The 26,325-nt window shown below is 46.2% G+C and carries 22 protein-coding genes; 12 read left to right on the top strand and 10 right to left on the bottom strand.

Features of this window, described 5'->3' with window-relative positions; all coding sequences use genetic code 11:
- Positions 1 to 15: 15 nt before the first annotated feature.
- From IQ263_RS06700 to cobT, 4 genes are all read left to right on the top strand, one after another.
- The gene (locus IQ263_RS06700; RefSeq protein WP_194066740.1) at positions 16 to 513 is read left to right on the top strand and encodes a universal stress protein; all 498 of its coding nucleotides are present in this window, start codon (positions 16 to 18) and stop codon (positions 511 to 513) included.
- 305 nt (positions 514 to 818) lie between these two features.
- Positions 819 to 1,574 (top strand): DUF2232 domain-containing protein, encoded by a 756-nt coding sequence (locus tag IQ263_RS06705; protein WP_194066741.1) that lies wholly within the window; start codon positions 819 to 821, stop codon positions 1,572 to 1,574.
- 245 nt (positions 1,575 to 1,819) lie between these two features.
- Positions 1,820 to 2,068 (top strand): hypothetical protein, encoded by a 249-nt coding sequence (locus IQ263_RS06710; RefSeq protein WP_194066742.1) that lies wholly within the window; start codon positions 1,820 to 1,822, stop codon positions 2,066 to 2,068.
- 200 nt (positions 2,069 to 2,268) lie between these two features.
- Positions 2,269 to 3,414 carry a nicotinate mononucleotide-dependent phosphoribosyltransferase CobT gene (gene cobT / locus IQ263_RS06715; protein ID WP_194066743.1) on the top strand — a complete coding sequence of 382 codons (1,146 nt, stop codon included), beginning with the start codon at positions 2,269 to 2,271 and terminating at the stop codon, positions 3,412 to 3,414.
- A 451-nt stretch (positions 3,415 to 3,865) separates the two neighbouring features.
- Here cobT and IQ263_RS06720 read toward each other — a convergent pair whose 3' ends face one another.
- On the bottom strand, positions 3,866 to 4,336 hold the full coding sequence (locus IQ263_RS06720; RefSeq protein ID WP_339384785.1) for a hypothetical protein: 471 nt from the start codon (positions 4,334 to 4,336) through the stop codon (positions 3,866 to 3,868).
- A 520-nt stretch (positions 4,337 to 4,856) separates the two neighbouring features.
- On the opposite strand from IQ263_RS06720, the gene IQ263_RS06725 reads away from it, so the two are divergent.
- Complete coding sequence (locus IQ263_RS06725) at positions 4,857 to 5,966, top strand: extracellular solute-binding protein (protein WP_194066744.1); 1,110 nt, start codon at positions 4,857 to 4,859, stop codon at positions 5,964 to 5,966.
- 490 nt (positions 5,967 to 6,456) lie between these two features.
- Here IQ263_RS06725 and IQ263_RS06730 read toward each other — a convergent pair whose 3' ends face one another.
- The 4 genes from IQ263_RS06730 to IQ263_RS06745 all read right to left on the bottom strand — a co-directional run bounded on the left by IQ263_RS06730 (position 6,457) and on the right by IQ263_RS06745 (position 12,359).
- Positions 6,457 to 6,987, bottom strand: a complete 531-nt coding sequence (locus tag IQ263_RS06730; RefSeq protein WP_228049847.1) for a hypothetical protein — start codon at positions 6,985 to 6,987, stop codon at positions 6,457 to 6,459.
- Between the two features lie 20 nt (positions 6,988 to 7,007).
- Positions 7,008 to 10,229 carry a PAS domain-containing sensor histidine kinase gene (locus tag IQ263_RS06735; RefSeq protein WP_194066745.1) on the bottom strand — a complete coding sequence of 1,074 codons (3,222 nt, stop codon included), beginning with the start codon at positions 10,227 to 10,229 and terminating at the stop codon, positions 7,008 to 7,010.
- Positions 10,230 to 10,716: 487 nt separating this feature from the next.
- Positions 10,717 to 11,847 carry an aldo/keto reductase gene (locus IQ263_RS06740; protein WP_194066746.1) on the bottom strand — a complete coding sequence of 377 codons (1,131 nt, stop codon included), beginning with the start codon at positions 11,845 to 11,847 and terminating at the stop codon, positions 10,717 to 10,719.
- 5 nt (positions 11,848 to 11,852) lie between these two features.
- Positions 11,853 to 12,359: a bifunctional nuclease family protein gene (locus IQ263_RS06745; protein ID WP_194011411.1), complete on the bottom strand. Its 507-nt coding sequence runs from the start codon at positions 12,357 to 12,359 to the stop codon at positions 11,853 to 11,855.
- Positions 12,360 to 12,435: 76 nt separating this feature from the next.
- Between IQ263_RS06745 and IQ263_RS06750 the strand changes: the two genes are divergently transcribed.
- Together IQ263_RS06750 and ribE are read left to right on the top strand one after the other, a co-directional pair.
- Positions 12,436 to 12,582, top strand: a complete 147-nt coding sequence (locus tag IQ263_RS06750; RefSeq protein WP_194011412.1) for a hypothetical protein — start codon at positions 12,436 to 12,438, stop codon at positions 12,580 to 12,582.
- 2 nt (positions 12,583 to 12,584) lie between these two features.
- Complete coding sequence (gene ribE, locus IQ263_RS06755; RefSeq protein WP_194066747.1) at positions 12,585 to 13,298, top strand: riboflavin synthase; 714 nt, start codon at positions 12,585 to 12,587, stop codon at positions 13,296 to 13,298.
- Positions 13,299 to 13,855: 557 nt separating this feature from the next.
- Here ribE and IQ263_RS06760 read toward each other — a convergent pair.
- From IQ263_RS06760 to IQ263_RS29595, 3 genes are all read right to left on the bottom strand, one after another.
- Positions 13,856 to 14,746 (bottom strand): glycosyltransferase family 2 protein, encoded by an 891-nt coding sequence (locus tag IQ263_RS06760; RefSeq protein ID WP_194066748.1) that lies wholly within the window; start codon positions 14,744 to 14,746, stop codon positions 13,856 to 13,858.
- Positions 14,747 to 14,761: 15 nt separating this feature from the next.
- A complete protein-coding gene (locus tag IQ263_RS06765; RefSeq protein ID WP_194066749.1) occupies positions 14,762 to 17,056 on the bottom strand; it encodes a hypothetical protein in 2,295 nt (764 codons plus the stop codon).
- 186 nt (positions 17,057 to 17,242) lie between these two features.
- Positions 17,243 to 19,096, bottom strand: a complete 1,854-nt coding sequence (locus IQ263_RS29595) for a peptidoglycan DD-metalloendopeptidase family protein (RefSeq protein ID WP_339384786.1) — start codon at positions 19,094 to 19,096, stop codon at positions 17,243 to 17,245.
- Between the two features lie 190 nt (positions 19,097 to 19,286).
- On the opposite strand from IQ263_RS29595, the gene IQ263_RS06775 reads away from it, so the two are divergent.
- The 3 genes from IQ263_RS06775 to IQ263_RS06785 all read left to right on the top strand — a co-directional run bounded on the left by IQ263_RS06775 (position 19,287) and on the right by IQ263_RS06785 (position 21,972).
- Positions 19,287 to 19,487 carry a hypothetical protein gene (locus IQ263_RS06775; RefSeq protein WP_194066750.1) on the top strand — a complete coding sequence of 67 codons (201 nt, stop codon included), beginning with the start codon at positions 19,287 to 19,289 and terminating at the stop codon, positions 19,485 to 19,487.
- Between the two features lie 386 nt (positions 19,488 to 19,873).
- The gene (pgeF, locus tag IQ263_RS06780; RefSeq protein WP_194066769.1) at positions 19,874 to 20,755 is read left to right on the top strand and encodes a peptidoglycan editing factor PgeF; all 882 of its coding nucleotides are present in this window, start codon (positions 19,874 to 19,876) and stop codon (positions 20,753 to 20,755) included.
- A 608-nt stretch (positions 20,756 to 21,363) separates the two neighbouring features.
- Positions 21,364 to 21,972: a CPP1-like family protein gene (locus tag IQ263_RS06785; protein WP_194066751.1), complete on the top strand. Its 609-nt coding sequence runs from the start codon at positions 21,364 to 21,366 to the stop codon at positions 21,970 to 21,972.
- 146 nt (positions 21,973 to 22,118) lie between these two features.
- Here the strand turns inward: IQ263_RS06785 and IQ263_RS06790 are convergent, their stop codons facing one another.
- Complete coding sequence (locus IQ263_RS06790; RefSeq protein ID WP_194066752.1) at positions 22,119 to 22,802, bottom strand: HAD family hydrolase; 684 nt, start codon at positions 22,800 to 22,802, stop codon at positions 22,119 to 22,121.
- Between the two features lie 321 nt (positions 22,803 to 23,123).
- On the opposite strand from IQ263_RS06790, the gene IQ263_RS06795 reads away from it, so the two are divergent.
- Both IQ263_RS06795 and IQ263_RS06800 read left to right on the top strand, forming a co-directional pair.
- On the top strand, positions 23,124 to 24,446 hold the full coding sequence (locus IQ263_RS06795; RefSeq protein ID WP_339384787.1) for a diguanylate cyclase: 1,323 nt from the start codon (positions 23,124 to 23,126) through the stop codon (positions 24,444 to 24,446).
- A complete protein-coding gene (locus tag IQ263_RS06800; RefSeq protein ID WP_194066753.1) occupies positions 24,427 to 24,960 on the top strand; it encodes a GNAT family N-acetyltransferase in 534 nt (177 codons plus the stop codon). The genes IQ263_RS06795 and IQ263_RS06800 overlap by 20 nt, the downstream gene beginning before the upstream one ends.
- A 20-nt stretch (positions 24,961 to 24,980) precedes the next feature.
- Here IQ263_RS06800 and hppD read toward each other — a convergent pair whose 3' ends face one another.
- Positions 24,981 to 26,042 (bottom strand): 4-hydroxyphenylpyruvate dioxygenase, encoded by a 1,062-nt coding sequence (gene hppD / locus IQ263_RS06805; RefSeq protein WP_194066754.1) that lies wholly within the window; start codon positions 26,040 to 26,042, stop codon positions 24,981 to 24,983.
- Positions 26,043 to 26,325: the final 283 nt, after the last annotated feature.

Genomic DNA, 26,325 nt, shown 5'->3' on the forward strand with positions numbered 1-26,325 from the left:
GCCGGAGGTAAAGCTGTGAGTTTTAAGAAAATTTTCGCCGCCGTTGATGATTCTGAACTGGGCCAGCGCGTCTTCAGTCAAGCTCTAGAATTAGCTGTGGGCGATCGATCTCAGATGATGCTATTTCACTGCGTTACTGTCAACACCCTAGGCGAGGTGGCAGTACCAATTCCAGTAGATTTGGGCATGAATGTCGAGTTAATGGATCGAGCTTATCAAGCTCAACGTTTGCGACAGGAAAGTGAGATCGAAAAGACTTCGGGCTTGCTAAAAAATTACTGCGACGCTGCCACAAAACAAGGATTGCAAGTGGAATTTGACTGCAAAATGGATGGAGATGCAGGGCATTCTGTCTGTGAAGCGGCCGAAAATTGGGGCGCAGATTTAATAGTAGTGGGGAGGCGCGGCCGCACGGGCTTCACAGAAGCTTTCCTCGGCAGTGTCAGCAATTATGTGGTTCACCACGCATCTTGTTCGGTTTTTGTAATTCAGGACGCTCAACCCGAAAAATGATACTGCCCCAAAGTTGGGCGGATAAAATTAATCTAAAATAAGACTGGCGCAGGCATCTAAACCCGGTTTCTCCTAAAATCAAAAATTCCAAATAGAGTTGAATTGCAAAAATCGGAAAATACCCTGAAATTATCTGCTATAGGGTGTGTTCCATCTGCCCGATATCTGCGGTTTCTGGATCGAAGACTTGTGCAACTCAAGTCTAATCAAAAATCAAAAACCAACAACCGGGAATCAAAAACCGGGAATCAGCCAGCGCCAAGTCCCTGAAAATCTAAAATCTAAAATCTAAAATCTAAAATCGGATGAGTGATTTTTTGTCAGCAGATGCCGCGTCTAATTCGAGCAGTTCACCCAGTACCAATAACGATCCCCAAACTGCAGATATTTCAAATTTGGCGGGCGATCGCCCAAATCCAGATACGGGGACGCGCGCTGGCCCGGAAGCGCCTTTGAGGCTCGTAGAAACCGCATTTTTGGCAAGTACGGCTAGCTTGATTTGGCTGGTAAATTATTACTTTCCGCTGGGGCCTTTGCTGCGGGTTTTTTTCCCCCTCCCCATCGCCTTGGTTTACCTGCGCTGGGGCAACCGAGCCGCTTGGATGTCAGCTTTGGTATCGGGTTTGCTGCTTTCGGTACTCATGGGCCCGACGCGAAGCATTTTATACGTGATTCCTTTTGGAATTATGGGAGTGGCGCTGGGAGGACTTTGGAGGCGCAAAGCTAGTTGGTCTTTATCTATTATTGTGGGTGCGCTAATTGGTACTGTCGGCTTCTTTTTTCGGTTTTGGCTGCTGTCAGCTTTGGTGGGCCAAGATCTCTGGGTTTACATCACTGTGCAGGTAACAGAGATGGTGGAATGGGCGTTTGTGAAGCTGGGCTGGCTGATGGTGCCGAGTTTGGACGCAATTGGGGCGATCGCCGCCGGGATGATTTTGGTTAACAATATTGTTTATTTATTTGTCGTACATTTAGTAGCTTTGTTGTTGCTCGATCGTTTGGGAAATCCGATTCCGCGGCCGCCGCGTTGGGTGCAGGTTTTAATTGATTATGAAGAGTAATACGAGGGAAGAAGTCATTAGTCATTAGTCATTAGTCATTAGTCATTAGTTATTAGTTATTGGTTATTGGTTATTGGTTATTGGTTATTGGTTATTGGTTATTGGTTATTGGTTATTGGTTATTGGTTATTGGTTATTGGTTATTGGTTATTGGTTATTGGTTATTAGTCATTAGTTATTAGTCATTAGCCATTAGTGCTGTCGCCTCCGAGCTTTCCGTACAACGTCATCAGGAAGAAGGAAGAATGAAGAAAGATTTTGTAACTGATTTCACGGGTGTTAGGAAGTTGGGCAACGGATTATGTAGCGGATTTAAAGGATGTAACGGATTGATGTTGAGGGAAGAGGGAAGTTCGGCAAACGAACAATGTACGGGATTTAACGGATTTAATGGAGGTATTTTGAGGGAAGAAGTCAGAATTCAAAAGCAAATCAGAACGGAAGAAGAAAGATTAATTCCCGACCACCAATTCCCCATTACCCATTACCTATGACTAATAACTAATAACTAATAACCAGAACCAAGAACCAATAACTAATAAGAATGACCAATAACTAATAACTAATAACTAATAACTCACAACTCACAACTCACAACTCACAACTAACAACTAATAAGAATAACCAATAACCAATAACTAATAACTAATAACTAATAACTAATAACCAACAACTAATAACTAATAACTAATTTATGATTGGTATTTATACAGAAATTGAACAGGGGAAGCGGTGGCTCGATCGCCATCGGGGACAGCAACCGATATTTGCCTGCGTGTTAGGATTCACGGCGACAGGCTTAATTCCGGGGATTTCGGCGGCCGGAGCAACACCGCGCGATCGACAGTTTACTTGTTTGGCGGATGCAGAATTTTTGTATAACGGCCCCCAACCATCGCCCCAATATCCTTTGCCGCCCCTAGAAGCTGGTGCTTCTCCGGTACTGATCTCTCGCGCTGTAGTCGAAGCTTTGGAAATTCCCCTTTACCTGTTTAATGCTGGTTTACCCCTGTCGCCTCCCGTACCTGCAATTGATTTGGGCGGTACTCCAGCAAAATGTCTGATTTCTGGAAATGCTTTAGAACTCGAAACAGTCAAATATTTGCTGGAAGAAGGGTTAATTTGGGGAGCTAAATTAGCCGCCCAAACTAATGGCAGTTATTTAATTTTAGGGGAGTGCGTAGTTGGGGGAACTACTACTGCTTTGGCCGTGTTAATGGGTTTGGAAATTGCGGCGGCGGGAAAAGTGAACAGTTCTCACCCTCGCTGCAATCACGCTCAAAAATTGGCTGCGGTGACAGCGGGACTCAATAATGCTAAGTGGAAAATTGGCGGAGAAAATAGCACTCCCCTGGATTTGGTAGCGGCGGTGGGCGATCCGATGCAGATAGCGGTGGCGGGAATGGCGATCGCCGCGAGTCGGACTTGTGGTGTGCTCTTGGCTGGCGGCACGCAAATGCTGGCAGTCTACGCTTTGATTGAAGCCTTAGCGCGGGAATATGCTCTGTTATGGTGTCCCGAACAAGTCACGGTGGGGACTACGCGCTGGGTGGTCGAAGACCCGACAGGGGACACGGTAGGACTTGCTAAGGATATCGGCGGTGTGCCTCTGTTGGCGGCGCAGCTCAGTTTTGCGGGTTCTCGTTACGGGCAACTGCAGGCTTACGATCGCGGGTATGTTAAAGAGGGTGTCGGTGCCGGAGCGTGCGCGATCGCCAGCGGGCTGAGTGCAAATTGGACTCCGGCTCAACTTCTCCAAGCTGTTGAAGCTCTAGCCTCGCGATGCGAAATTAAACATGAGACGAATCTTCTCAAAGCTAGGGGAGTATCTGATACATAAACCGCAGATGCAACACAGATCGACGCAGATAATTTTAGATAATTTATAATTTTTGCAAGAGGTATATTTTAGGGTTATATCGGGGGGCGATCGCACTCAAGCACTCAAGCAAAAAAATACTTTTTACCAAGCCGGAGATGCTCGAAGCAGCCTGCAAAGATCCAACTTTTAGGAATTAAACATTAAAAATTTCGATACGCCCCTCAAACTGTGAAGCTACTTGTGTCGCTCAACCCGCTTCATTTTAGCTAGATAATTATATCATTTTCTGTAGCATTTGGGCTCTCAGATTTACAGAATTTCCTACACCATATTTCGCTTAGATGCAGTGTTTTTCATGCTAATTGCGGGAGAGAAAAAACTCCATGCAATCTCTCTATAAGTTGACGAGCCGAAATTTACGCTACTTGTATTTTTTCTGCAATTAATGCCCAATCGCCAGCAGCAATATTTAATTAGACCCGCCTACGTGGTGCGAGTATATTCTTTTGGAGAGCAACTGTTCTTCTAAGGCTGCAATTCGATTGTATGCTGCTGTTAGCTGAGCAGTGAGGCGCTGGATTTGAATTTCTGTGCTGTGCTCTTTTTCAAAGCTTTGAGAATTCTTGTCGAAGTAGCTGTCATCTAACAGTACGTCCTTGTGTTCGAGGAACAAGTCGAGACGGCTGTAGGTTTGATCTGACGAGGTTTGGTCATTTCCTACCGTTCCAGGGCGATCGTCGATCTGCCGCTGGGCCTGCTTCCTTTCCGTCGCCGACTCTAATAACTTTTCATTGAGATTTTCTATGAGTTTGTACAGGGCCTCGACTTGTTGACTCAATACTGTAACTTGCTGGCGTAGCGCTTCCATACCATCATCCTTTGGCTCGTGACTTATATCTTTACATTCTAGGGAAATCTTTACATAACTGGCATTTATCACTAAATTATTTAATTTTTGAGGTAATTGTTGTGTTTCAAATCCTGACGGTAGATTTAGGGACTCAGTTTCAGGATTTTAGATTTGAGATTTGAGATTTTAGCTTGTCTTGGAGGCTGAAACGAGGTTTGTTAACCCCGACACTTCGTTCTAACCTTTAATCAGAATTATACAATCAGGTTTCTGCGAGTTGGATGGCGGAGTCTTCCGTTAAATTAATTGTGCGCCACCAGCGCTTTCGGTAAAACAAACTCCGATCGCACCAAAACCTAGTACAATGGCTCTGTGTTTCAGAAAGAAATAAAATACGCTCCCGGACGCATGAAGACCTTCAAACCTGAGTTTTTTTTACCCTGACTGCGGGTAGCGTGAGAATAATTTTCTCTAAAAACAAAGGTGACGGGTGCCCGCGCCTCCTAGAGTAAAACAACTCAGCGCCAAATACCGGACTCAATAAACTATTATTTTTATGGCGGCTGAATACAACACGATCGCTTAATATTTAGATAAAACGGGTTCACAGGTGAAACGAAGGTCTTTGCTATTGGGTGCAGCCACCCTAACTTTAAGTCAATTGGCGGCAGGATGCGACTCGAAGCCCATTCTCAAAATTCGATCGCTCAAAAACGGTATTCCGGCCCAACTCGCAAGCAAATTTAGCCGCGACTTACAACCGTCTCCGGTTTTGCAGGTAACGCAGGAAGCACAATTAAAAGAATTATTCGCGCTGTTGCAGCAGTGGAAACGAATTCCGAAAGCCAAAAATCAAGCTGACTTGGTGATGTTGGGAGATTATTGGCTGACTTTGGCAATTCGGCAAAAATTGATTCAGCCGATCGATCCTGCTAAATTTGATAATTGGTCAAAATTGCCCGAAAGATGGCAAAAACTCGTCCGGCGCAACGATGACGGACAATTGGACGCTAAAGGTCAAATTTGGGCGGCACCTTACCGCTGGGGAAGTACGGTAATTGCCTATCGAACCGACAAATTTAAGGCTTTGGGGTGGACTCCGACAGATTGGAGTGACTTGTGGAAGCCCGAATTGCGCGATCGAATTTCTCTACCGGATAGCGCCAGAGAAGTTATCGGTTTAACCTTAAAAAAACTGGGAAAATCTTACAATACGCAGCAATTAGATCGAGTTCCAAACCTCAAAAAAGAACTCACAAATCTGAACGCACAAGTTAAATTTTACAGTTCCGACGCTTACCTGCAACCGTTGGTTTTAGGCGATACTTGGTTAGCTGTCGGTTCATCTGGAGACTTGCTGCCACTGCTACAAACTCAAAAGGATCTTGCTTTAGTAATTCCGGTTTCGGGAACTGCACTTTGGACGGATTTGTGGGTAGAACCCGCCTCGAAAAAAGCAGTTTCGTTAGCATCAAAATGGATTGATTTTTGCTTGCAGCCTCAAATTGCGCCTCAGTTATCTTTGCTGGCTAAGGCTAGTTCGCCGATAATTGTCGGCATGAAACCCGAGGATTTGCCTGCGGATATTCGCGCTAATCCCGTGCTGTTGCCGCCTACTAAAATTCTTGCTGCTAGCGACTTTATGCTGCCTTTCGGGGAGGCGGGGATTCAGCAATATCGATCGCTCTGGCAAGAAATTCGGCAAGTAGTGAGAACTTAAAATCTAGGGTGCGTCAGTCGCCAGCCCAAAAGCGCCGAGAAAATCATCAAAACTGACACACCTTAAACCGTAGGGTTCGTCAGTCACCAGTTGTACCTGTATGGTGCGTCAGCTCTTAGATTCTCTACTACTACTAAGGGTGAATTTTCAGGTAAACAAAAATCCTGACCTTTTTTGTGAGGCGTGTATCCTTGTGCTAAGGCATGGAGAATTACCTCACGTACCAGCACAGGCGTAATAGCTTGATAATCATCAGAAAAACCTGTCGTCAATTTCTAAGCAGGATTATCATATAACTCTACGTACAAACCAATGCCGTAATCGTCGCGTGAAATAAGCCAACGATATTTTTCCCCGTTTATGGTGATACTACGTGAAGCTTTTTTAGGAAATGCCATTTTTTGTCTGTTATTTTGTTAGCTAAAATGTAGAGTGCGTCAGCTTTTGATTTATCGATTATCCCAAAAATCTCTCTAGCTGACGCACCCTACTAAAAGCCTTTCTTTTTGCCTCTAAGTCCTGGATTTGAGAGAGAATCTAAATCAATTTTACAGTTAAGCCGATCGCCCTTGCACGAATAAACCGCCAAAGCCTTCCCTTGACGGTTGCAAACTCGCAGATTGTAACCGTATTCGCTCGAAACCGTGCCGAAGCGGTTGACAAACTGATAGCGTTCGATATAGTCTAGCAAACTCCACAGTTGGCGGTTGACGATGATGATTACCAAAGCGTTATCGCGATCGACAAACCAGCGATCGAGCAATTTGCCACCAAACAGTTTTTCAGCTAACCACAGACTCGGCACGCTTGGTTCGGCTTGCGAAAGCGGCGGCGACGGGAAATTCGCAATGTCACCAGTCGGGCAAAACCGCTGCTGGGAATACGCCGCAGATTGTCCCCACAGCAAGGCCGTGATGCAGGTAGAACTGGCAATTGAGAACAAAAATAAACTTTTTGTCAAAATGCTAGGTCTGCGGGGGAAATCTTGATTTATGTGGGGCAATTTGTGGTAATTCATCATATTTTATGGCGACAAAAAAGTTAAAATTCCGATCGCCTAAACAGCGAAGCAGGCAGGCAAGCAGTAAAAGTAGAACCGCAATCCAACTCGCTGCTAACTTCAATATCGCCGCCCATCATCTGACAAAAACGCTGGCTGATAGTCAGTCCCAAACCAGTACCGCCGTACTTGCGAGTAGTCGAATTGTCCGCTTGGGTGAAAGGTTGGAATAGTCGATCTTGCTGCTGTTTTGTCATGCCGATGCCCGTATCCGTCACTCGGAAAACTAAAAAGTCTGAATCCAAAATTAACATTTGAGCAACCCTCGGTTGATATTTATTTTTTAATTCTGCGCTGGTAATTCTTTCGACATTAAGCACGATCGTCCCATCAGTCGAAAATTTAGCCGCATTGCTCAACAAATTCAGTATTACCTGTCGCACTTTCATCAAATCGCCGTGCATAGCGCCGACATTCTCAGCAATCAACACTTGCAAAGTATTGCCGTTTTTATCCATTAGCGGTTTTACAGTTGTCGCCACCTCCTCAATTAACCCGCCAACATCAAAGCTTTCGAGGTAAATATCCATCTTGTCAGCTTCAATTTTGGAAATGTCGAGAATGTCGTCAATCAGCCGCAGCAAATGTTTGCCAGCAGTGCGAATTTTGTCTAAATCCGAGACAACTTCTAAATTGCCCAACTCTTCGGCATCTTCCACCAACATATCGCTATAACCAATAATCGCGTTGAGGGGAGTCCGCAACTCGTGGCTCATGTTTGCCAGAAAAGCACTCTTGGCGCGGTTGGCGACTTCTGCAGCTTCTTTGGCCAACTGCCACGCTTCCTCGGCATTTTTGCGATCCGTGATATCCCGCAACGTCGCCACCACCGATTCCACACTGCCGTCTGTCCCCCCAACCGGGCTGAGAATGTATTCGTAGTCGCGGGTTCCCCAGGTGGCGGTGGGGACTATTACTTCGCCTTTGACCGACTCGGCTGTGGCAAATACGGTGTCGCATTCTTGGTGAACTCGCTGCATAATTTTTGGCGACCAGCCTAATTCCTGCCAGGTTTTGCCAATCATTTCTCTGGCGTTCATGCCGGCAGCTTTAGCGGCCATGCGACTGACATAGGTGTATTTTCCCGATCGATCGACCAAAAAAATTAAATCGAGGGAAGCGCGGAGAATGCCGTCAACTGTTCTGGCGTGTCGGGCTACCTGGGCGGTCATTTGTCTGACGGCGATCGCCCCGCGAACTTTAGCCGCCAGTTCAAACTCCAATAGTTGGTTGGCTTGTTTGAGGAATAGCGTGCGCTGTTCGACTTCTATTTCTAGTTCTGCTTTAGCTTTTTCTAGGGTGAGTTCGGCTGTTTTGCGATCGCTGACATCTGTAGAAATTGTACCGACTGCATAAACTTTGCCTTTGGAGTTGCAGAGGGGAAATTTGAGAGAAATATAAGTGTGCGGCCCGTCGTCTTGAGGGATGACTTCTTCAATGCTCAAAGGCGTACAGGTCTCGATAACTTTTAGGTCATTTTCTCGCAAGGCTGCCCAAGAGTCTTCGGGAAAAATATCTCTGTCAGTTTTGCCTGTTATTTGTTCTTTTGTCCTGTGGAACAAACTGTCAAAATGGCTGTTTGTGAGCAGGTATTTTCCGTCAACATCTTTGATGTAAATCATTGCTGTTGAGTTGTCTAAAATCGCTTGCAGCAGTGCTTCGCTCTTTCGCAGGGCTTTTTTAGTGTTTTGGCGTTCGACTATTTCTTGCTGCAATTCCCAGTTGAGGCGATTTAAATCTTGCCAAGCTTCTTGGACTTGATTTAAGGCGATCGCGCTTTTTTCTAGTTCTGTACTTACCAGCAACGGCTGCTGAGAAATCCAGTTTTCATGCAATTCTCCGGGTGGGAAAGTTAGCGGACTTTCGGGATTGGCGATTTGTCCTCCATCGCCCGAAAAAAAATTATCTTGAAAATCAACCGCTAATTGACCGTCTAAACTCGGTTTTTTGGAAAATAAACCAAATTCAGCCAAATTTATACGATCGGATAAATTATCAGAAGTGCGATCGAACTTCCCCGATTGCAGCAGCGGTTGTGCCCTAGAATTAGATGCCCAATTCCCATCGGTTGTTAGTAAAACAGAGTTAGCTGGTTTGGCAATCCGGCGGGCGACTGCAACTGCCAAAACTACGGGGGCGACTGTCGCAGACAAAGCCAGCAGCAGCCAATTGTTCTCCCACCAAATTTCAGAAGTTTTGGGAATGCCCCGCACTAAAATTGCTGTCGGTTTTCCGGCTAAATTGTCCAGGGATCGGGCTGCTACTGTATAAGTTTGACTGCCTGTTTTTAGCTGGGCGGCGACTGGTTTGCCCTCGGCGGCGAGTGCAGATATTAGCACAGATTTGTCTGCCAGCAAATCTGGCAACTCTTGATTTTTTGTAAGTGTTTGCGCGCTTGCCAAAACAAATTTACCGTCAGCCAGCGCTGTGTAGATAGCGCGATATCCGCCACTGCGTAAATTGACTGTTTCGCCGATAGCAACTGCCGGCATTTGATTCTGAATTTTTCCCAACACTAAGGCAGCAATCACTGTCTGATTTTTGGGATCTTTTACGGGAATTGCTGTGTAGCGGACTACCGCAGGGCGATCGCCCGCTGGTGGCAAATATCCCAATTGTTTCTGAATTTCCGATCGAGCAATAATTTCGGTGGCGGTAATTGGCTGTTTTGCAGCAAATACTTGATCGACTATTTTTTCTAGGTTAAAACTTGCTAGCTTCAGGTTGGAGTTGACACTAACCACAATTTGCCGATTTTTTTCAACTAAAACCGCGCCGTCTATCCCCCCTATTTTAAATTGATTTTCCAGAATCTTCTTAACAGATTCTTGTAAATTGGAAATGTTTTTATCGCTGTTATAAATTAAGGCTGTTTGGGCGATAATTTTGCTGTCAGAGGAGTTTGGCAAATGGTGGACGGCGCGATCGAGTTTGAGATTGTCGTTAATTTCACTAAGGCTCAATTCTGATTTAGCTTGATTTTGCAGTTGATTGCTGCTAAGTGCTGATGTTAGCAAAAAAGCTGCTCCCGTTAATCCGACTGGCAAGATTATTTGTAAAGCCAGCAGTCCGATTAGCTGTTTTCTCGTAAAAGATAAGTTGTAGGTGTACGGTTTAAACCCTGCTTGAAATCTTTCAGAAGTCGCAACTTGAGTTAGCTGCGGACAATTTAGCTGACTGTCATTTAACTGAGTTTGATTCATAGTAGTAGATGCTGAATCGGTTCTAGATGACACGCGATACATTAATCTGGAATTATCAATTTGAGACGTGAGATTTGAAGTCCAATTCGGTTAATCAATCATCATAAAATTCTTCGGTTTTGCCCTGCCTAACCCAGTAATAAAATAATCGGTATTTCAGAAAATGGTTGTTTTTTTCGTTCGATCTGATTGTGTTATTTAGTTGTTTTTACATATTATTTTGGCTCTTATTTAAAGTGTGTTGGAAGCATCCAAACAGGCGCTTTCACAAAAGTGTTTGCGCTTAGATGTAGGCTGGGCTGTGTAGGATGCTCGCACTCAAACAAAAATGCTTTTTGCAAAATTGGGATACTAGCGAAGGCAGTCCCCAAACTAGGTACTTTTGCGATCGACTGTATTGTAAATTTACTTAAAAAAAGTCTAACTTAATTCTGGCATCACTCGACATCGGCTCGATCGAGCTTTTCCCTGTTTTGGCTGCTTCGCCTCAATCCCACAACCGCCTCCCTGCTTTACCGCCTAGTCGTTGATGAGTATCTTTTAGCAGAGTTGGGATGTCCAACTCTTCGGGACATCTGGGCAAACATTCGCCGCAATCGGTGCAGCGGTTGCCTTTGTTGCCGGGAAACCAGTGGCCGGCATTTTCAAACATCGCGTAGCGGTATTTACCGAAGTCCGTCATGTCGCAGCCAACGGCGAGATTGCGAAGGCGCAACACTTCGGGAATGTTGATGTTTTCCGGGCAAGGCAAACAGGCATAGCACTGGCTGCATTTGTCGGTTGCCAAACGATCGACCATAGCTGATTCTAACTTCGCAAATGCAGCGATTTCGCTGTCGGTGAGGGGAAAGTCGCGATCGCAATATTTCAGAGGTTGTTCCAATTCTCTCGGATTTGCAGCCCCCACGCTCACAGTCCCAATCCTAGTATCGCTCAGCAAAAACCGATAGTTCAACTCTAAAGGCGAGAAAGGCGAACACAATTTTGTGAGAGTTTCCGGGGGCGTGTAGAGTTGCCCTCCTTTGTCTGCCGGGGAAATGATGAAAACGCCCATATCTTTGTCTTTGGCGAGTTGAATTGCGGGGGCGTGGCGCTGAAAAAAATAGTAATAATGCAGATTGACAAATTCAAACAAATCTGTATTAATTGCCGCCAAAATCAGCTCCAGAGGCCCGTGAGTCGAAAAACCGACGTGCCGAATTCTGCCATCAGCGAGGGCTTTTTGTACGGCGCTCATGCAGCCTGTGGGCGATCGCACGATCGCCAAATGTTCCCAAACATTCAAACCGTGAATTGCCAGACAGTCGATATAGTCTAGATTCAAGCGTTTGAGAGACGAATCGATGCAGCGTTCCATTGCAGCAGCATCGTCCGTTGGGGGGATTTTTGTAGTGATGTGGAAGCGCGATCGATCGATCGACAAACCAGCCGAGATGGCCACACCGAGATATTCCTCGCTGCAACCGTAACCCGCCGCCGTTTCCAGGTGATTGATTCCCATAGACACCGCCTGTTGTACAGTCTGACGGGCAATTTCCTCAGAAGCCAAATAGCGCATGGTTCCCAAGGAAAATACAGACAGGTGCAACTGCGTTTTGCCAAACCGTCGATAGCGCATAAATTTTAGGAAGTTTCGCCGGAGCTAAAGCCGCTTCTCTTGATCAAATCCTCTGGGCGGAGGTTTGAGATAAATTCCCGGAAGGCGCGGCGTTCGGCCTCATCAGCATCTCGATCGACCGGTATCGAAGCATCGGCGACAACTTCTTCCATCACCCAGATGGGGCTATTCGTTCGCAGGGCGAGGGCGATCGCGTCACTGGGTCGGGCATCGATCTCTTTTTTAACTTCTCCCTGACGGACAATCAGCACGGCATAGAACGTGTTATCTTGCAGCGAGTGAATCACTATCCGCTCCAAAGTAACACTCCAGGCCTCTAAAAAAGTGACCATCAGATCGTGAGTTAAGGGTCGAGGAGGCTTGTTGCCTTCGAGAGCACTAATAATAGCCTTTGCCTGCTCCTGACCGATATAAATAGGCAAAGCGCGTCGCTCAGTAGCGTCTCTCAATAGGACAATAGGGCTGCGCGTGGCTGCATCTAAGGCAATTCCAGCGACTTTCATTTCAATCATTCGATCGGCCTCATAGAATTAAGACACTGCAAGGCGGTAAAGAACTCGGACACAAAAATGACCTGCTAAATCCAGTATGACTCGATCTTCGCCTGAATCTGCAACGGATCGGCATGAGTCGATTTTAGATTTTAGATTGACTTGGGGGGGAGAGGGGGCGGCCAAAGCTCCTGCGTCTGGTTTGTGGTTTGACTTAAATAAGCGATCGACCAAGGAAAAATAACTATGTTTACAGGACTAATTCAATCTCTCGGAAAACTGAAGTCGCTAGGTAACGACTACTTCCAAATTTCCTGCACCTCAAGCAACTCCTACCAGATTTTACAAGATTTAGCCATTGGAGACAGCGTAGCCGTCGATGGAGTTTGTTTGACAGTAGTAGAAGTTCTGCCGCAAGGTTTTGTCGCCGTCGCTTCGCCAGAAACCCTGCGGCGCACAACTCTGGGATCGTTCCCCGATGCTTTGGTCAACTTAGAAACCTCCCTGCGCGCCGGTAGCAAATTAGGCGGACATTTTGTGACGGGGCACGTAGATGCGATCGGCAGTTTAGCCACATCAACCCAAACCGCCAACGCTTGGGAAATGAAGTTTGCAGCCCCACCAGCAGCCAATTCGGCATGGCAGCGTCAAATCGCACCCTACATCGTTTCCAAAGGCAGCATCGCCATCAACGGCATCAGCCTAACCGTCGCCGATTGCGATGCAGACGGAAATTGGTTTGAAATTGCCGTAATTCCCCACAGTTTTTCCGAAACCAATCTCAAATATTTGCAACCAGGAAGTTTAGTAAACTTAGAAGCAGATATACTCGGCAAATACGTAGCAAAATTTCTCCGCAGCGGCCGACAACCGCATCCCGAATCCTGGGAAGAAACCCCCGCAATCAAAAGTTTAGGAACAATTACACCCGAATTCTTAGCCGAACACGGATTTATGTAATCGCAGAACTCGGCGGTTAAAACCGCTACTACAGAAACGAAGTCCGCCTCCGCAGACTAAAGAATAAAGTTGTAGAGTGCGACAGCGAACTATTCCATCAATAATCGACCACTCAAAGCTGACGCACCTACTAAAACTAACTTCTCTCTCTGCGCTCTCTGCGCTCTCTGCGGTTCAAAAATCCAAATCTATTCCTCAACAACATTGTTTTTCTCCCAAAACAAACCCGCCGCAATTCCAGCCTGAGAAACAAAAAACAATGCTGCAATTAATCGCATAACTCGGCAGTTGAAACCGCTACTACAGAAACGAAGTCCACCTCCGCGGACTAAAGAATAAAGTTGTAGAGTGCGACAGCGAACTATTCCATCAATAATCGACCACTCAAAGCTGACGCATTTACTATAGCGGTTCTCAAAAAAGTTAGGAGAGCCTCATGCCCTATGCCCTATGCCCTATGCCCTATGCCGGATAGTACCTCATCTTTTTGAGAAAGGCTATAAAACTAACTTCTCCCTCTGCGCTCTCTGCGCTCTCTGCGGTTAAAAAATCCAAATCTATTCCTCAACAACCTTGTTTTTCTCCCAAAACAAACCCGCCGCAATTCCCGCCTGAGAAACAAAAAACAATCCTGCAATTAATAGCTTTTGAATACCCGCTGCGTGGGAAAATGGATAAGCGAGCAAATTCAAATAAAACGACGGATGTTGCAATTTCCCCTTAGCCCCGCTGTTCGAGATAATTTTCCCAAACAAAAAAGCACCTCTACCGTAATTGAATTGCTGCCGCCAAAATTTGCCCAGAGTTAGGGCGTGAAAGTGATAAACTGTAACTTCAGGACGGTAGACCGCGCAGCCTCCGGCATTGAGCCAGCGAAAGCAAAATTCCCGGTCTTCTCCCGCCGCTAGCGAAAAAGTCGTGTCAAACCCGCCGATTTTTTGGAAAGCCTCAGCCGAAAGAGCAAAATTGTTAGAAGTGAAAAATTGCGCGCGATCGCCAATAGCATTGTAATAACTGTAAAGATAGTCGATCAATTGCTGGCTGGCCGTAGAATAGATGTTATCCTGCAGCGCGTTGACAGTCCGACCTCCAATCAAACAATCTGGTGTTTCCATAAATCGCCGTTCCAGATTTCGCAGCCAATCTACCGCCACAGTACAGTCATCGTCAGTAAACACTAAAAATTTGCCCTCGGCTGCAAAAGCCCCAGTATTTCGCGCCGTAGCCGGGCCAGAATTTGGTTGTGTCAGAAGTCTGAGATTTAGCTGATTGAGAAAAGGAGAAATTGTACTTTCTACAGATATTTCCGTGCTGTCGTTAACCACAATGACTTGAAACCCATCGCGCGGATATTCTAGTTCAACAAAAGACTGAAGACACTGCGCTAATTTCTCAGGTCGATTGTAAGTCGGAACAATAATTGAAAATAGAATGTTCGCTTGGTTCATGATAACTAATTACTTTTAATTTTTCAAGCGATATAACACCGACTCAGTATTAAAATCTTTGCCGAAAACTGGTTGTAGCGGGCCATCGGGACTTGTCAGCCAAGATAAACCTTGTTTGGTGTATTCGTCTGTCTCAGTCATGGGCCCGAATCCCACAAGGCTAATTTTATTTTTTCGGAGGTTGTCAATCCATGCCGGAAGTCGATCGGCTCTAAAGGGCATATATAAAACTTTTCTGTCTAAATTTCTCCCGTAAAACAGGTAGCTGCGGGAACTCAGAAAGAAGCCGATTCTTTCATCCGGTACTGTATTTTGATCGATATACTCGTATATGCCTCGATACAGTTGGGTTCTAGCAATATCTCGCTTTTCCCTCGCCACCCAACTAGCACTTACCATCAATGCTATACACAGAGCTATACACAGACAAATTATCATCATATAACTCGATTTTTTCAAATTTACCAGTTTATTTTTTAACTCGGTTAAACTTGAACTTTGCTTAAACGAAATCCAACCTAACAGCATGAAGCCAATATAAGCTAACAGGTATATTGCTAAATCTAGCCCGTAGGGAGCTAATATTTTAATTACCACATTGATGGCTGCCACTGGCTCGGATTTAAACCGATCAATCAACCCGCTTCCCCAAACAATACTGTTGCCGGTAAAAGAATCATTTTTAATTAGGTCAAAAATTATGTTGCTAATAATGCCGGAAATACTGCTAATTAAAACAACTGCTACGACAAGTTGATTCGGAGTTTTTAATTTGGTTGCTGTAGCTGCTGCTATACCTAGCAAGCTTAGGAAGGAAAATCCGTATCTGAGATTGAAACCGAGTATGGGGCTGAGTTGACCGATCGACTCTCCAGCAGTACCGGAGGTGTAAGGTGTAATTAGATACAGAATTCCGGTGCTGGCAAGAAGTACAATTAAAATGATCTTATTTTGATTGATTGTTCTGGTTTTAGTTTGCAACAAAGCCAGAGGTGCTGCTAAGACTTGAAGTGCGATCGCCAGAAAGGGCAGTTGCAATCTAATGATGATTTGTAAGCCGACAGTTTGCCAGTGGGAAATATTGCTGGGATTAAATTGAGCTGCTAAAGTGCTTTGCCAAATATTTAGAATTGGCGAAGCGGGCGGCTGCTGTACCGAAGGTATTGGTGCAGGTATGGGAGACTGTATGCGAACAGGCTCTAAGGGAATTTTAATATCGCCGACTTCGCCGACAGGATAATTGATTTGCAGCAAGTTTCTCGCATACCAAAAACATCCTAAAAGCAAGCAACAAGCTAGGCCGCACAGCAAGACTGGTTTGAGAAAGCGGCGAATTCTCAAATTAGCTGGTGTGGAATCTTGAGTAAGGGCGAATCTTGTAATTTCTAATATTGCTAATCCTCCTAAGAGTGAGGCTGCATAAACTAGGCCAGTAATTTTTATTCCGGCTAGCATTCCTACCGATGCCAAAAATAGGGATAGTTCCCAGACAGCTCGGCTTTTATGATAGGATAAACCCAGATACAAACCTACTGTAAAGATGGCAGCTAGCGGTAGGTCTGGGTGAATGGTGTTAATTTGGTTGAGCACCATCGGTACTGTCAATACTAATGTTGATGCTGCCATAGCGTGAATTCTGGTAGAGCCAAATTTTACGCTCAATAGATAGACGGCTATTCCTTCAAGCACCCAGGCTATTAGCAGGGGAAAGGCTGCGAGAAAGTCTTCTTTGAATGGGATTACACACAAGGCAGATAAAACGTGCCAATTGTACGGATATACTCGGGCTTGCTCGTGTTCAAAAATCCAGTTTCCGGCGGCATCTAATAGTGTAAAGGAATGGGTTTGATACCATCGGGCGATCGCGGGCAGGTGAAACCACAATGAGTCATAATTGGTTGTGGGTTTGGTTGCTAGGGTGTAACACAGCACAATTCCTGCAAAAGCGGCGGTCAAAACAATTAGAATTTCGGAGCTGTTGAGGGGTTGTTTGAGTTTGGGGATCTGCCAATGCGATAAGGTAAAAGCTCTGTTTTTTTTGGTATAGATCGGGATTGTGCCGATCGCGCAAATCAAAATTTCTGCTATAATTACTTGAGCGAGATTTAGGCGATCGGCACTTCCTAAAATCAAGCCGATACAAACTTGTATGATGCTCCATCCCGTCAGAAGTACGAGGAGAAAATGGGGAAACGAACAGTTACTGTTTGCTTTTTGATTCTCGAAAGCCAGAAACAAGCTTAAGGGAATTGGCCCGAATACAATAATTAGAAATAAAGTTAATTCCCACAAATGCTGCGTTATTAGCATAAGCTACTATTTACCAATTTTTATGGGTTTTTCCTAGCTACCAGGCTCTTAATGATAACGAGAAATCTATCAGATTCGCGGTTTTTGTGATGGTAATCGATTGAGAGCCTTCTTGGGAGAGGACTCGCATTCCTCACTACAAACTTGTCTGGTTTGTAGTGAGGAATGCGAGTCATTATCAAAAGCCTATCTGCTTGCTTGCTTCTGAGTTTTGGGTTTGAGAGCTTCCTTGTCTTTGGGCGCTGAAGTGTCAGCTTTTAACAATTCTGGGAATGGCGGCTGGAGGTTGTGAACTTCGATGTCCATTCCCAGCGGCAGAGGTGGAAGCATGGGCAGATCGCTTTCTAAATCCTTGAGTCCCCTAGCGCTTAGTGTTTCCACGATTTTCGGCATTAGGGGTACTTTGGCGGTTTCTAAACTGCCCATCATTTTGGCTACGGCGAATTCTAGCTGAGCGCCCGGATCTACCGCCACCCAACCCCGATCGGTCATTTGCCGGATCTCGAAGTGAAGGTGAGGCCCTGTAGACATTCCCGTACTACCGACGCGGCCGATAGTTTCTCCCTGTTTCACAAACTCTCCCGGTTTGACAAACAGTTCCGAAAGGTGTCCGTAGAGAGTTTCCTGAGACTGTTTGTTGTGGTCAAGAACCACCGTCAAACCGTAGCCGCCCAACCAATCGGCGATCGCCACTTGACCCGCATAGGCCGCCAGTACGGGCGTTCCCATCGGAGCTCCCAAGTCAGTTCCGGTGTGAAACCTGCCGTAACCCATAACCGGATGAGTCCGCCACCCGAAGGGCGATGTAATGTCGGCAGCAATAGATAGGGGAAACAACAGGCTGGTGTTGCCGTTTCCGGGCATTCCTAAAGGACGCGGCGTGAGATTGTAGTAAGCAAAACCTGTATTGCTGCCGCTGCTGACACTAACGGCACCGACTTGCACCGGCCCTAGTCCCATGCTGGGTTCGGGAGGGCCGCCGTAGGATGCAGGGTTGACCGAATATCCAGAGTTAGCCGAATATCCAGAGTTAGCCGAATATCCAGAGTTAGCCGAATATCCAGAGTTAGCCGAGTATCCAGAGTTAGCCGAGTATCCAGAGTTAGCCGAATATCCAGAGTTAGCCGAGTAGCCCTTGGGCCCATAAGCAGATTCTCCGCTGCTTCCTTGTCCCCAAAGCTTGTTGCTTACTTGTTGAATGGCTCGATCGACTTTATTGGCAGAATAACCCCGATCGTTATCGCCCGCATTTCCCCGAACATTGCTCGGAACATTGCTCGGAACGTTCTCCGCCAGGTTTTGTGGCAGATTTCGAGGCGGGGGTGCAATATAGGAGTTACCGGCGATCGGGCTGTGGGGACTGTCGTTGGGTTCTTGTGCGATCGGGGTTTGGGGGCTGTAGCTGGGAGGGGCTGCTTCTGCAGTGACAGGCTCGTCCACAGCAGCAGGCCCGCACGAACCGCCACCGGAACCTTCGCAACCGCTCGATCGTTCTGCAAACTCGATTCTCGTCGGCGGTTCGTAGCCGCCCTCAGCGCCAGCGCTGTAGTCTGTATGGTCGGCTTCAGCAGTATGGACTGGGTTAACTGGCGCTTCAAAAGGAGGCTCTTGGGCTGTGGCTTCTGGCAGGGGAATCAGCGCCGGCTCTGGCAGATAATAGGCCGGAGGTGCTTCGGTGACGTAATCTGACTCCCGAGGCGGTTCGGCATAGACAGGCTCGGGAGCCGGAGCTTCTGCCTGCGGTGGGGAGTACGGTTCTGGCTCTACTTGGCTAACTGCTGGTTCCGGGGGGGCCAGAGGCGCTTCATACAGTGGCTGGAGTTCTGCTGCACCGGGGACTGCTTGTTCTGCTGGCGGTGTTTCGGTCTGGGCCCACACTAGGCCTTTGCTGAGCAGTCCCAGACTGGCGAGGCAACCCAGTCCTACCAGCAGCGAGCGATCGGACAAAAGGCGCGATCGAGTCCGAGCGCCTTTCGGGTTATTTTTGTGATGTTTGGTGTTCAAATGGGCTGCTATTTGCTTGTCTGGAACTGGTTTCACGATTTTTTTTCCCAACTCAACAGGGGACGCAAGGATATCTAAGTCAGTCGATTTTAGATTTTAGATTTTAGATTTACTTGCAACTTTGTGAATCAAAGGAGCCCGAACTAAAGTCTAAAGTTTTGGGCTGCTGGCGACAGGAGTCTTCAAGCAAGTATCTGTTTTTTTTGGCGGGGCCTGGATCGACTGTATGGCAATCCCAATCTTTAATACAGACTTAACTGATTTTACCCGGCTTGAGGCAATTTTTTGGCGCGTCGAACCAGCTCGAATGCTGTGGCGTCGATTCGCGATCGATGCCCTGGTTTTTTGGCCGACGATCGCACTGGCTGGCGGAGTCTGTGAAGGCCACATTGATAATAGCGCTTTGACGTTCGTCTGTGTTAGTTAGTTCGCTCTATTTTTCGGGTCGCGCCAAATTTCGCCAGCGTCCACCGCCTCGGTCGATTTTTGATTTTAGATTCTTCGACTTCGCGAGCGAACAAGTTTTAGATTTGAGATTTACTTGCAGACGAGTGAATCTAAGTCGCCCGAACTAAAGTTTAAAGTTTTGGGCTGCTGGCGACAGGAGTCTTCAAGCAAGTATCTGTTGTGTTAATTATTTGCCTCTATTTTTCGGGTTATGCCAAATTTCGCCAGCGTCCACCGCCGCTGGGTGGCTTCTTTCATCCCGATTTTTTTGATGAAAGCCGATCGCGCATTTAAACCTCAGCCGCCAAAATTGTTGATTGCTTAGAATAGAATGCAAATTGATTCGTTTGGGGATGGATGGCTTTAATGACTGTAGCTGGCGATCGCTTGACAAATTTTCCTGACTCCTCACCGACGACCGGATCCCCTTCGGGGATCGGTTGGGAGTGGCAGAACTCCCAAGGTTTGCCTTATCTGACTTGTAGCTTGCTCTCTCGATGGTCTCACGGCTTTTTTACTCGCGATTTCTCGCCCCAAGGCCCGATCGAGCTGACGGAAATTCTCGAACCAGGAGCCAAGGTTTACCGCCTTCAGCAGGTACACGGCAATGCGGTACTCAAAACCGGTCAGTTGTCCCCGGTTGTGCCTCCGGTTTCGGAAACCGCCGCTCAAAGCTATGTTGAGGCTGATGGGTTGGTGGCCGAACTAGAGGGTGAGGCGCTGTGGGTTTGCTCGGCCGACTGCGTGCCGGTGCTGATTGCTGACGATCGCACTGGACTGGTTGCGGCAGTTCACGCTGGTTGGCGCGGCACTGCTGCTAAGATATTACCAGAGGCAATCGATCGACTTGTGGCCGTCGGCAGTCAACTAGACAATCTCAAGATTGCTATGGGGCCGGCGATCTCTGGAGAGGTTTACCAGGTATCTGTGGAAGTTGCCGCGTCTCTCTTAGCCGCGATTACTCCCCAGAGTGCTGTTAGTGCCCGTGCCGCCGGCATCTGCGAGTTTTTGCACCAACTGCCAGAATCTCCTGTACTAGCAGATCCAGAACCTGGAAAAGTACGCTTGGATGTTCGCCTCTGCAATGCTCTGCAATTGCAGAAATTGGGAATCGATCTTTCTCAAGTGGCGATCGCTCCTTTCTGTACCTATTCTGACTCGGCTCGCTTTTTTTCCTACCGCCGCGATCGACTAAAAAAAATCCAGTGGTCGGGAATTGTCAGCGCCTGCGGGACAAATCCCCGTTGAAAGCCTTCGGCAACAGGTAAAATTATTGTAGACGGCTAAGCTAAGGTAAAAACAAAAATCTTTAGGTTCATAATTTTTTATTTCCTGTTGCCCAATGCCTTCTACCTTCCTAAGGTTTGCTGGTTTCTGTCTCAAAGCACTAAAAACTACCAGTAAAACTTTTGGGAAAGCGGCGCGGCTTTCCTCTCTTGTTAAAATTGCACTATTTTTAACGAGAGCCTTCAGCGGGTTATTAAATTTAATGACCGAGCACTGGTGGATAAAAAATGCTTAGCGACCGCAAGGTTAACCATCATTGGTGTCAACAACCAAGTCAAATGCAGTACAGGTATACTATCTGACGATTAAAACCTAGAACCTCCCCTGGCCACCCGACTATTTGGGAGGACAAAAAGCGCTCTTGCATCAACCCTACTCCCATTCTTAATGGAGATTAGGAGGGGATCGAGACTCAGCTATAAACGAGAGAAACAAAGGTTTTTAAACTTAAATTGACGCCAATGGTTTAGGATATCATCCTACACTTTCAAACCACGGCGGTTAACACCGCCCGCTCGCATCCCTCTCAGGTCTAAAGACGCTGAGTTTTCCGCATACCAACAAGTTTTATGAGTGAGCCAACTCCCTATCAACTGCTTGAAGTCGATGAAGATGCTTCCTTTGATGAAGTGCAAGAGGCCCGCACCCGTCAAGCCCAGCAGCACAGCGGCGACAAGAAACGTTTGGAATCGATCGAAGCTGCTTATGACGCGATTCTCATGGATCGCTTGCGACAGCGACAGGAAGGTAAAATTAAAGTGCCCGAAGGCATCCGCTTTCCCGATCGGCTGACTCCCCCACCCGCAAGCTTTACTCCGTCTACTCCGTCGGGGAGTCCTGCTTGGTTGCAGCGACTAATCGATACTCCTAGTCGATCGGACATTTTGTGGCCGGCTGGGGTTTATGTGGCCTTGGGCGGACTGAGTATTTATCCGGCTAATGATTCTTTGCTACAGTTGACTCTGGCTCTTGGAGTCGGCTCTTGTCTTTATTTTCTTAATCGCAAGGAACAAAAATTTGGTCGGGCCGTGCTGCTGACTGTGGCCGGCTTGGTTTTAGGCCTGGTGCTGGGAGGTGTTTTCGGCCCTTTGCTCAGTACAGCATTTGTCTCAACAGAGAAACTGATTGCTTTGTTTACGTTTTTAACTCTGTGGCTCGTCAGCAGTTTTTTGCGATAGTCAGTAGTTAGTGGTTATTTGTGATTAGTTATTTGTGATTTGTTGGTTCCTAGTTCTTCAGTGTTATTTGTTGATTCTTAATAACAACTAACAACAATTAAGAGCCAGTAACCAATAACCAATAACCAATAACTAATAACCAATAACTAATGACTACCTAAAATCATCTCAACTGCTTCGCTCAAATTATTAGCAATAAAATCCGGTTGGTGCATTTCTAATTGGGTGCGATCGCGAATTCCGCACAAAACACCAATTACCTTGACACCGTGGGTTTTTGCTGCTACAATATCGGCCTCGGTATCCCCCACCATCCAAAAATCAGAAGCCGGTGGCAGTTGGGCCAGAGCTCTAGCCATCAGCAGGGGCTTATCCTTCACATCCCCAGTTTTGATGTAATCGTTGGGGAGACAATAGCGGCGGTTTTCTGGGAAAAACTGCGCCAAATTGCAGCGGGTGAAGGCTTCGTCTAGTTCCCTGACGCGGCGCATGGTCATCACCGTTAAGTCTACTCCAGCGCGCTGCAACTTCTCTAAAGTTTCTACTGCACCCCGAGCGGGTCGATCGTACATCAGAAAAGGGAGAGTGTGGACAGTTTGACGGCGTTTCAGGGCAAAATCGACAGCTTGATCTGCGTCTAATCCTGAGAGGAGGGCGATTTCGGTTTCAGGAACCCGCGCCCGTTTCATGTCCCAAAACTCGGCTAAGGTGAGTTCGCGCACTGCTTGACCCTCACGCTGAGTCTCGGCCAGACACTGCTGGTAAACTCGGTAATAGCGATCGGACACGTCCATAATCGGGCCGTCAAAGTCAGTAATAAGTCTCAGCATTTAGCAGAATATTTTCCAGTTTTTATACAAATTGTTCAATATTATATCACTTCCAGGTAACAGGTTATTTGCCAAACTTGACACCAATACCCAGGGGAGGTAAAGTGTAGAACAATGGCGCTAATTAAAGGCAATAGTTGAATTGAATTGTACCAATCCTCAACTCTAAGAGTTGTTAGTAATATCGGGAAGTCTACAATTGAAAACTGCAATATAAATAATGCAAATCGCTTATTTAATTAATCATTATAGCTATTAACCGCTTAGTTCAGGATGAGCTTAAATGCTTGTTCAAAACATTTGCTATAACTCATATTCGGCGTGGGTAGGGATATCACTGAGGAACAGCGCATAAAAAAACGTCAAGCAGCACAGTATGCAGTAGCTCGTATTATGTCAGAAGCGGGTTCTTTAGAGAGCGCCACTCCGAAAATTTTCCAAGCTATTTGTGAAAGTTTGGGATGGGATATTGGCGAGCTTTGGACGCCTGTGGATGAAAAAGAGAGTAAATTTGATGCGGAAAATAGCCGCGACAAAATACCTTTTTTGTTGGCTGCACCAGATAATGTTATTGAAAATATTCCTTTTTTGGTGCGAGTGGGAGTTTGGCGCAGGGGGACTGAAGTTGGGGAGTTTGTGGAAAATTGCCAGCAGATTAATCTAGAGCCTGGTGCGGGTTTACCGGGAATAGTTTGGAACACTGGTTTTCCGCAATGGATTACGGATATTCTCAAAGATCGCAATTGTGTGCGATCGCACTTAGCAGCCAAAGCAGGATTGCGATCGGCTTTTGGGTTCCCGATTCGCGCCAGCCGTCAAGTGGTAGGGGTAATGACTTTTTTCTGCCAGGAAAAACAGCCTCTCGATGAAGATTTGCTTGAGATGATGGCTGCTGTCGGTTCTCAATTAGGGCAGTTTGTCAAGCGCAAATATGCAGAGAAAGAACTGCAAGAAGCCGAAGCTTCAATCCGATTTTTGTACGAGCAAGAAAAACGGCAAAGCGAAGAATTAGCCCAGCAAAACTTAGCTTTAGAACAGGCGAAATTAGAGTTAGAAGCTGCTAACCAAACATTGCAAGAACTCGCATCTATTGACGGTTTGACTCAGATTGCTAACCGTCGCAGTTTTGACAAAGCATTAAAATCGGAGTGGCAGCGGATGGCTAGAGAGACAGCGCCACTGTCTTTGCTTTTGCTGGATATCGATTTTTTCAAACTTTACAACGATCGCTACGGGCATCAAAGAGGCGACGAATGTTTAAAAAAAGTAGCTAAAATTTTAGAGAAAAATGCTAGGCGGGGAGGCGATTTATCTGCCCGCTACGGTGGCGAAGAATTTGCGGTAATTTTGTCGCGGACTGAGGTTAAGGGAGCTATGCGGGTAGCTGAATTAATTCGCAGCGATTTGAATGCTGCGGAAATTCTTCATGCTGATTCCAAGGTAAGTAAGTTTGTGACTCTCAGTATCGGAGTCACTAATGTTGTGCCTGCTGTCGGTTTATCCATTGAGGGGTTAATTGGAGAAGCCGATCGCGCGCTGTATCGAGCTAAACTAGAAGGGCGCGATCGCATAGTTTGCTTAGAATACAATCAAGAATTTCAGGGCCCGAAAGGAGTATTTTCTGATGATCGTGAGAGAAGCTAAAATTGCTGACGCACCTGCAATTGCCCGAGTCAATCTAGACACTTGGCGGACAGCTTACCGAAAATTTTTACCAGCGGATTACCTCGCGCAACTGTCATATCAAAAACGAGAAAACAACTGGCAAGAAATCCTGTCAAACGTCAAAAATACTGGGGATTTTGTCTGCGTTGCTGAGAATGAATCCGGGCAAATTGTGGGTTTTGCTGCGGGCGGCTGCGAGCGTACTGGCAAATATGTTTATCAAGGAGAATTATTTGCTATTTATATTTTGGAGGAATATCAGCGTCAGGGAATCGGACAGCAACTTGTGAAAAAAGTTGCTACAAAATTGGCAGAATTAAATTTGAATTCGATGCTGGTTTGGGTACTGGGAGACAATTCAGCCTGCAAATTTTATGAATTTTTGGGAGGTGAAAAAGTGGACGAACACCAAACAAATAAAGCAGGAGTTGCTGTCAAGGAAATTGCCTACGGGTGGACTGATATCGCAGTGCTGACAAACAGGCCTGCATGAGCCGTAAATTGGCATTTTTATCAATCATCGATTAAACTTCCCCTCTTCATTTGTTCCCGTTCGATTGCCTCAAACAAAGCTCGAAAATTGCCAGCCCCAAAACCTCCAGCTTGCACCTGTTTGCCGTTAACTAAAGAAACTCGGCGCTCAATAATCTCGAAAAAGAAAGTCGGTTCGTCAAAAATTGGCTGGGTAAAGATTTGCAACAGCATTGCTGCGGGAGCATCTTCTTGCCAATCTGCCAAAACTTGAGACTCTGCAATTGCTCGCCAATCTGCGGGCAGATAGTTTTGCCGCTGTTGCAATTCGGAGTAATATGTTAAAGGAACTGGCAGAAAAGGCAAACCGCGCGATCGCAAATCGGTAACAACCCCTACAATATTAGCAGTTTGTAAAGCCATGTGCTGAATTCCTGACCCCCGATTTGCACTCAAAAACTCTTGAATTTGAGAATTAGTCGATGCCGGTTCGTTAATCGGGAATTGCGCCCCACCTTCAGCGTGCATCATCACTTGGCTTCGCAAGGCCGAATTTTCAGTCTTAATGTCAAAATTTTGCTGCGGCGTAAAACCTAATATTTTTTGATACCAACTAACAGCACTTGACAAATCGCCCGATTCAACATTTAAAACTACGTGGTCGATTAAGGTAAACAGCGACAGCTTACCAGAAGCGGGTAGCGCTAAATTTTCTTCTATTGGCTCAACCAGCGTGTGGCTTAAATCTCCCCAACCAGCGATTTTTGCCAGTTTAAAACAGCCTGCTGCTGTTAGGTTCTTTTGAATCGGTTCCAGAATTTGAGCGCCTGCTGCAGCCGCTCTAGCTACTGCTAATTCGATATTTTTTACCCGAAAACCCACATCGGCAATTCCGGGAGGATGAAACTTCAACCAACTAGCGGCGGGACTAGCGGGTGTCAGGGGTGAAGATAAAACAAAACATACATTACCGCTGCTGACAGATTCAGTGCTAGTGTGGCTGTTGGAAGAACCTGCGATTGATTTAAAGCCTAAGTGGCTGACAAACCAGTCGCGGGATACTTTAGCATTTTCAACGTAAAACAGAATGCGATCGAATTCCATAATCAATAATTGAAAATGGAAACTGAGGAAGGGAAAATCGGCTGATTTTCAGTGGAAAACTGCAAGATAGGGACAGAGTAATGGATATTTTTCATATTTTTCATATTTTTCTCGTGCGCGCTACTAATAATAACCTCAAGATTGAATATTATAACTCTCTCTCAAGGTATAAAGACATCGGCACTTAAAAAAAAATAGGTGTCTGGGATAACTTGAGTTTGGTGGCACTGCCTTAGCCCAGTAGATTTTAGAGTTTAGATTTTAGCTTTACTCCACAGATGAA

It is taken from the genome of Tychonema sp. LEGE 06208 (genome assembly GCF_015207505.1).
In the GTDB taxonomy this organism is placed as follows: Bacteria; Cyanobacteriota; Cyanobacteriia; order Cyanobacteriales; family Microcoleaceae; genus Microcoleus.

Coding starts and splice junctions, on each gene's coding strand:
- IQ263_RS06705 (WP_194066741.1), top strand. CDS start 819: ATGAGTGATTTTTTGTCAGCAGATGCCGCGTCTAATTCGAGCAGTTCA.
- IQ263_RS06710 (WP_194066742.1), top strand. CDS start 1,820: ATGAAGAAAGATTTTGTAACTGATTTCACGGGTGTTAGGAAGTTGGGC.
- cobT (WP_194066743.1), top strand. CDS start 2,269: ATGATTGGTATTTATACAGAAATTGAACAGGGGAAGCGGTGGCTCGAT.
- IQ263_RS06730 (WP_228049847.1), bottom strand. CDS start 6,987: ATGATGAATTACCACAAATTGCCCCACATAAATCAAGATTTCCCCCGC.
- IQ263_RS06735 (WP_194066745.1), bottom strand. CDS start 10,229: ATGAATCAAACTCAGTTAAATGACAGTCAGCTAAATTGTCCGCAGCTA.
- IQ263_RS06740 (WP_194066746.1), bottom strand. CDS start 11,847: ATGCGCTATCGACGGTTTGGCAAAACGCAGTTGCACCTGTCTGTATTT.
- IQ263_RS06745 (WP_194011411.1), bottom strand. CDS start 12,359: ATGATTGAAATGAAAGTCGCTGGAATTGCCTTAGATGCAGCCACGCGC.
- IQ263_RS06750 (WP_194011412.1), top strand. CDS start 12,436: ATGACTCGATCTTCGCCTGAATCTGCAACGGATCGGCATGAGTCGATT.
- ribE (WP_194066747.1), top strand. CDS start 12,585: ATGTTTACAGGACTAATTCAATCTCTCGGAAAACTGAAGTCGCTAGGT.
- IQ263_RS06760 (WP_194066748.1), bottom strand. CDS start 14,746: ATGAACCAAGCGAACATTCTATTTTCAATTATTGTTCCGACTTACAAT.
- IQ263_RS06765 (WP_194066749.1), bottom strand. CDS start 17,056: ATGCTAATAACGCAGCATTTGTGGGAATTAACTTTATTTCTAATTATT.
- IQ263_RS06775 (WP_194066750.1), top strand. CDS start 19,287: ATGGCAATCCCAATCTTTAATACAGACTTAACTGATTTTACCCGGCTT.
- pgeF (WP_194066769.1), top strand. CDS start 19,874: ATGACTGTAGCTGGCGATCGCTTGACAAATTTTCCTGACTCCTCACCG.
- IQ263_RS06785 (WP_194066751.1), top strand. CDS start 21,364: ATGAGTGAGCCAACTCCCTATCAACTGCTTGAAGTCGATGAAGATGCT.
- IQ263_RS06790 (WP_194066752.1), bottom strand. CDS start 22,802: ATGCTGAGACTTATTACTGACTTTGACGGCCCGATTATGGACGTGTCC.
- IQ263_RS06800 (WP_194066753.1), top strand. CDS start 24,427: ATGATCGTGAGAGAAGCTAAAATTGCTGACGCACCTGCAATTGCCCGA.
- hppD (WP_194066754.1), bottom strand. CDS start 26,042: ATGGAATTCGATCGCATTCTGTTTTACGTTGAAAATGCTAAAGTATCC.